Annotated in this window: 4 protein-coding genes; 3 read left to right on the forward strand and 1 reads right to left on the reverse strand. The window is 71.6% G+C overall.

The genetic code is table 11. The features are described from left to right. The first annotated feature begins 889 nt into the window (after positions 1–889). Positions 890–1,501: a hypothetical protein gene (locus ACXJKL_RS11655; RefSeq protein WP_457207212.1), complete on the forward strand. Its 612-nt coding sequence runs from the start codon at positions 890–892 to the stop codon at positions 1,499–1,501. A 40-nt stretch (positions 1,502–1,541) separates the two neighbouring features. Here the strand turns inward: ACXJKL_RS11655 and ACXJKL_RS11660 are convergent, their stop codons facing one another. Next, positions 1,542–3,335: an acyl-CoA dehydrogenase gene (locus ACXJKL_RS11660; protein WP_457207213.1), complete on the reverse strand. Its 1,794-nt coding sequence runs from the start codon at positions 3,333–3,335 to the stop codon at positions 1,542–1,544. Between the two features lie 185 nt (positions 3,336–3,520). Between ACXJKL_RS11660 and ACXJKL_RS11665 the strand changes: the two genes are divergently transcribed. Together ACXJKL_RS11665 and ACXJKL_RS11670 are read left to right on the forward strand one after the other, a co-directional pair. Then, positions 3,521–4,039, forward strand: coding sequence for a MarR family winged helix-turn-helix transcriptional regulator (locus ACXJKL_RS11665; protein ID WP_457207214.1), 519 nt, complete (start codon positions 3,521–3,523; stop codon positions 4,037–4,039). Between the two features lie 62 nt (positions 4,040–4,101). After that, positions 4,102–6,312 (forward strand): methylmalonyl-CoA mutase family protein (locus tag ACXJKL_RS11670; RefSeq protein ID WP_457207215.1); only part of this gene is annotated, 2,211 nt, incomplete at its 3' end.

Below are 6,312 nucleotides of genomic sequence, written 5' to 3' on the forward strand. Positions count from 1 at the left end.
CATGGTGACCGTCGGGGTTCCGTACACACGACGAACATCCGGACATCGACACGATCGGATGCGTGGCCTCCCCCGCGAGCCGCTGGCAACGCACCCGGGTGCCGATCGGCGGCGGGTGCCCGCAGTCGTGAGAGGGTCGCGTCCTGTTCGCGAGGCCTCGTGCGGTGCCGAACAGCACCTACGGAATCCCAGGAGTCTGCGTTGCGTCGTTGGTATGCGGCTGGCGTCTACCTCGTTGTGTGCGCCTTGATCGGCAGCGCCGCGGGGCAGTACGACGCCCTCGCGCTGGTGGGAGAGGCTCGAGGCCTCAGCACGCCGTTCGTCCTGGGTGCGTCGCTCGTGCAGCTTGATGTCGCCCATGCTTCCGTCGGGTTTGCGATAGGACTGGCTTCCCTGACCGCGCTCGGCTGGGTGCGACGAGGACGGTGACCTCGGCCGGGGTCGGCCTCGCACCCGCCCAGCGACATGAAGGACGACACGCGGTCCTCGGCCCCCGGACGGTAGACGGCAGTCCACACCTGGACCGATCCCCCGTGGTGCGCCACCACGCGCACGGCCGCGTCGGGACTCACGGTGTCGATGACCGCGTAGAAGTCGTCCTTCAGCTCGTCCCAGACGCGATGGGTGTCGCGCCAGCCGTGCACCAGCACGATCGTGGGGCCGTCCCGGTTGCCGCCCTCGCGCACGGCCAGGTCGATGCCGCCACGCGAGACAAGACGCCGACTCCACGCCCGATCGCCTTCGAGGGCGGCTCCCCGATCGCGGTCTGCGGATCCATGCTCGGCGGTGTCCATCCGTCCCGGGTACCCCGTTCAGGCCCCGACAGGCGCCTGACGAGGTCCGGTGCCGCGGAGGTCCCCACGTGCGCGCGACGGCTATCGTCGCCAGCGTGCCCGGTCGCCAGCGCATCCTCGTGGTCAGCGCACCGGCGGACGCGGCCGAGCTGGTGCGCATCCGGGAGGGCCTGGGTCGTGACCCCGTGGTGATCACCGCTCCGACGGCCGAGGCCAGGCGGGTGGTGAGCGTCCTCGACGTCGAGCCACACGTGGAGATGCTGCTGGCACCGGTGAGCTCGCCCCCGGCCGACCGCGGTCACCGGCTCGACGACCTGGTCAGGCACTACGCCCTGCGTGACCGGTTCCGGGACGTGGTCGTGGTGACGGACTCGGGCACCTCGACCCTGCTGATGCGGGTCCTCGCGCCCGACCAGCTGGCGAGCGGGGGTGCGGTGACGGCGGTGGGGCTCGCCCGCGGGGATCGCCCGGTCGCCGTACGCCGTGCCCTCGCCGGCGGGATCGTGCTGGGGGTCGCGRCGGGTGCGGCGGCCCCGCCGGCGGGGCTGCTCGTCCTGCCCGGTGCGGTGGCGCTGGTCGGGGCGGTCCTGCTGATGGTCGAGCGGTGGCGCCATCACGGCCGGGAGCTGATGCTCGCGGCCGCTGTCGCCTGTGTCGTCGTCCTCGCGGGAGTGGCCGGCTCGGCACGCTTTCCCGGCGGCTGGTGACGACCGTGGCACCCGTGTCCTGATCGGGAGGACCGCAGGCTCACAGGACGCCGGGATCGAGGTCCAGGGTGGTGCGGTCACCGGCGGCGAGCAGGTCGAGCATGGGCTCGATCTTCGGCAGCTCACGGCCGAAGAAGTACGCCGTCGCGGCCCGCTTTCCCTCGTAGAACGCGGACTCCTTGCCATCGGCCACGAGCCACTGCTCGAGCCACAGCCACGCCACCACCAGGTGTCCGGTCGCCTCGAGGAAGACGGTGGCATCGGCGAGCATGGTCCGCTGGTCGTCGCGGCCCGCGATCGCACCGGTGACCTCGACGAGCCGGTCGGCCGCGGTCGTGAGCTGCTCGGCGTACCGGACCCCCTCGGGGACGACGGTGCCGGCGGCCCGGCGGGCGGTCTCCTGCATCCGGCCGACCAGCAGGGCCAGTCCGGCGCCGGCGTCCAGCAGCACCTTGCGACCGAGCAGGTCGAGCCCCTGGATGCCGTGGGTGCCCTCGTGGATCGCGTTCAGCCGGTTGTCGCGGTAGTGCTGCTCGACGTCGTGGTCCCGGGTGTAGCCGGCGCCTCCGAGCACCTGGATGGCCAGGTCGTTGGCGGCCAGGCACCACTGCGAGGGCCAGCTCTTGGCGATCGGGGTGAGGACCCCGAGCAGCTTCTCGGCCTCGGCCGTCCGGGTCGCGTCGTCCAGGGACGCGAGGTCGTCGACCAGCCGGGAGCAGTAGAGGTTCAGCGCCAGCGCGCCCTCGACGTACGACTTCTGCGCCAGCAGCATCCGACGCACGTCCGGGTGCTCGACCAACGGCACCTGGGGCGACTCCGGCGACGCACCGACCGGCCTGCCCTGCAACCGCTCACGCGCGTAGGCCAGCGACTTCAGGTAGCCGGTGTAGCCCAGCGCGGTGGCGCCCAGCCCGACGCCGATCCGGGCCTCGTTCATCATCGTGAACATCGCGGGCAGGCCACGGTTCACGGTGCCGACGAGATGGCCGACGGCGCCCGGAAGCCCACCCGGCGAGAAGGCGCCCTCGCCGAAGACGGGCGCGGTGTTGACGGTGCCGCGGAAGCCCATCTTGTGGTTGATGCCCGCGAGCACGACGTCGTTGCGCTCGCCCACCGTGCCGTCCTCGGCCACCAGGAACTTCGGCACCAGGAACAGGGAGATCCCCCGGGTGCCGACCGGGGAGCCCGGGGTGCGGGCGAGCACCAGGTGCACGATGTTCTCGCCCATCTCGTGGTCCCCGCCCGAGATCCACATCTTGCGCCCGAAGAGCCGGTAGGTGCCGTCGGGCTGCGGTTCGGCCCGGGTGGTGATGTCGGCCAGGTTGGAGCCCGCCTCCGGCTCCKAGAGGGCCATCGTGCCGAAGAAACGGCCGGTGGTCATCGGCTCCACGAAGCGGGCCACCAGCTCCGGGGCGGCGTGGACCGTGAGGAGGTTGGCGTTGGCCAGGGTGAGCAGCGCGTAGCCCGCCGTCCCCACGTTGGCCGCGTGGAACCAGGCCATGCACGCCCCGAAGACCGACGAGGGCAGCTGCAGCCCACCGGCCTCCTCGCTCAGCGGCGCGGCGAGGAACCCGGCGTCGGCGAAGGCCCTCAGCGCCGGCTCGACCTCCGGGACCAGCGCGACCCRCTCCCCGTCGAAGCGCGGCTCCGCGAGGTCCGCGGCCCTGTTGTGCGGAGCGAAGTGGTCGGTCGCGATCCTCTCGGCGAGTCCGAGCAGGTCCTCCACGACGTCGCGGGAGTGCTCGGCGAACCGGTCCCGCTCGAGGAGCGACTCGGTGTCGAGCCACTCGAAGAGCAGGAACTCGAGGTCGCGCCGCGACATGATCAGGCTCATCGACACTCCTTCAGCAGGCTGGCCCTCGTGGCCGTGCTCCATGCCTACACGACCCGTCCACCGCTCGGGTGCCCCACCCACCGGCTCGGCCGGCGCCGCGGACGCCCGGCCGCGGCCGCCCCATCGGGACTTCTCTGCGGCGGACGCTCCTAGGACGTCCTAGCAGTCTCCCGTAGCCTGCACCCATGACAGCCGAACGGGACCCCATCCACGAGGCGCGGAGCCAGTGGGTCCGCCACGGGTGGGACGACGCGGCCGACGGCATGGCCATGGTGACGTCGATCGTCCGGGTCCAGCAGCTCCTGATGGAGCAGATCGATGCTGTCCTGCGCCCGCTCGACCTGACCTTCGCACGCTACGAGATCCTGCGACTGCTGTCCTTCGCGCAGTCCGGCTCGATGGCCATGACCCGGCTCGGATCCCTGCTGCAGGTGCACCCCACGAGCGTGACGAGCGCCGTCGAGCGCCTGGTCCGCCAGGGGTATGTCGAGCGCCTGCGTCGCGAGGACGACCGCCGGGTCGTTCTCGCCGCCCTCACCGACGCCGGTCGGGCCGTCGTCGACGAGGCCACGAGCGGGCTCAACGCGCGCGTCTTCGAGTCCCCCGGCATCCCCGTCGACGACGTGCTGCGCCTCACCGAGCTGCTGGCCGAGCTCCGCGCGGCCGCGGGCGACCACGTGGCCGCCCCGGCTACTTCCCAGTAGTTAGTTGGATGTCCTAGGATCGCGTTGCTAGGACGTCCAACCATCTTCCCCGAGGGATTCCCATGCCCGAGCTCCACCGGCCGCAGCACCCCGTCCGCCTCGTCACGGCCTCGAGCCTCTTCGACGGGCACGACGCGTCGATCAACATCATGCGGCGCATCTTCATGAGCCAGGGTTGCGAGGTCATCCACCTCGGGCACAACCGCTCCGTGCAGGAGGTCGTGGACGCGGCGCTCGAGGAGGACGTGCAGGGCGTCGCCGTCTCGTCGTACCAGGGCGGGCACGTGGAGTACTTCGAGTACCTCGTGGAGTCGTTGCGCGCGGCGGGGGCCGACCACGTCAAGGTGGTCGGCGGCGGCGGCGGCGTGATCGTGCCGGCCGAGATCACGCGGCTACGCGAGTCCGGCGTGACCATCTTCTCCCCCGAGGACGGGCAGAAGATGGGCCTCGTCGGGATGATCAACTCCGTGGTCGCCGACTGCGACTTCGACCCCTGGGAGAAGCGCCGGGCCGAGGTGGAGGCCGTGCTGGCCGGGGACCGGCTGGCCGTGGCGCGGGCGATCACCGGCGCCGAGACCGGACAGCTCGGCGAGGACACGCTCACCCGCATCCGGCAGGCCGCGGCAGCGCGCACGACGCCCGTGCTCGGCATCACCGGCACCGGCGGGTCCGGCAAGTCCAGCCTCACCGACGAGCTCGTCCGCCGCTTCCGCGTCGACCAGCAGGACAAGCTGCGCATCGGCGTCATCGCCGTCGACCCGACCCGGCGCAAGGGTGGCGGCGCACTGCTCGGCGACCGGATCCGCGCCAACTCCCTCGACGGGGACCGCGTCTTCTTCCGCAGCCTGGCCACCCGGGGGGCGCACGAGGTACCCGAGCACCTGGCCGACGCCATCGACGTGATGAAGGCCGCCGGCTTCGACCTGGTGGTCGTCGAGACCCCCGGCATCGGCCAGGGAGACGCGGCGATCGTCCCCTACGTCGACTCCTCCCTCTACGTGATGACACCCGAGTTCGGCGCGGCCTCGCAGCTGGAGAAGATCGACATGCTCGACTTCGCCGACACCGTGGCCATCAACAAGTTCGAGCGCCGCGGCGCCAAGGACGCGCTGCGCGACGTGGGTCGCCAGATGGTCCGCAACCGCGAGGCGTTCGGCAAGCAGCCCGCCGACATGCCGGTCTTCGGCACCAGCGCCGCCACGTTCAACGACGACGGCGTCACCGCGCTCTACCAGCACCTCCGCGACCAGCTCGCCGGCCAGGGGCTGCCCGTCACCGAGGGCACGCTGCCCCACGTCGACGTACGACACTCCTCCGGGATCCGCCAGGTCGTCCCCACCGACCGGGTGCGCTACCTCGCCGAGATCACCGACACCGTGCGTGGCTACCACGCCCGGACCGAGGAGCACGCCGCCGCCGCCAGCCGGGTGCAGCGCCTCGACCTCGTGCAGGGCGAGCTCGTCGAGGCGGGCGAGGCGTCCGACGGTGTCGGCGGGCTGCTGGAGCAGGCGCGCAAGGCGCTCCCCCACGAGGTCGCCGACCAGATCGCGGCCTGGCCCGCGGTCGTGGAGTCCTACTCCGGTGACGAGCAGGTGGTGAGGGTCCGCGACAAGGAGCTGCACACCAAGCTCACCCGCGAGTCCCTGTCGGGCAACCGGATCCCCCGCGTCGCGCTCCCCCGCACCACCGACCACGGCGAGCTGGTGCGCTTCTGGCGCAACGAGAACCTGCCGGGCTTCTTCCCCTTCACCGCCGGCGTCTTCCCCTTCAAGCGCGACGGCGAGGACCCGGCCCGGATGTTCGCCGGTGAGGGCGACCCGGCCCGCACCAACCGTCGCTTCAAGATCCTGAGCCAGGACGGTGACGCGACCCGGCTCTCGACCGCCTTCGACTCCGTCACCCTCTACGGCCGCGACCCCGACCCCCGCCCCGACGTCTACGGCAAGGTCGGCACGTCCGGGGTCTCGGTGGCCACGCTGGAGGACATGAAGGCGCTGTACGACGGCTTCGACCTGGTCGCCCCGTCGACGAGCGTCTCCATGACGATCAACGGCCCCGCCCCCACCGTGCTGGCCTTCTTCCTCAACACGGTCATCGACCAGCAGGTGGAGAAGTTCCGCGCCGAGCACGACCGCGAGCCGGACGAGTCCGAGCACGCCGAGCTCGCGGCGTACGCGCTGGCCAACGTGCGCGGCACCGTGCAGGCCGACATCCTCAAGGAGGACCAGGGCCAGAACACCTGCCTGTTCTCCACCGAGTTCTCGCTGCGGATG

Source organism: Nocardioides sp. P5_C9_2, from assembly GCF_054049555.1.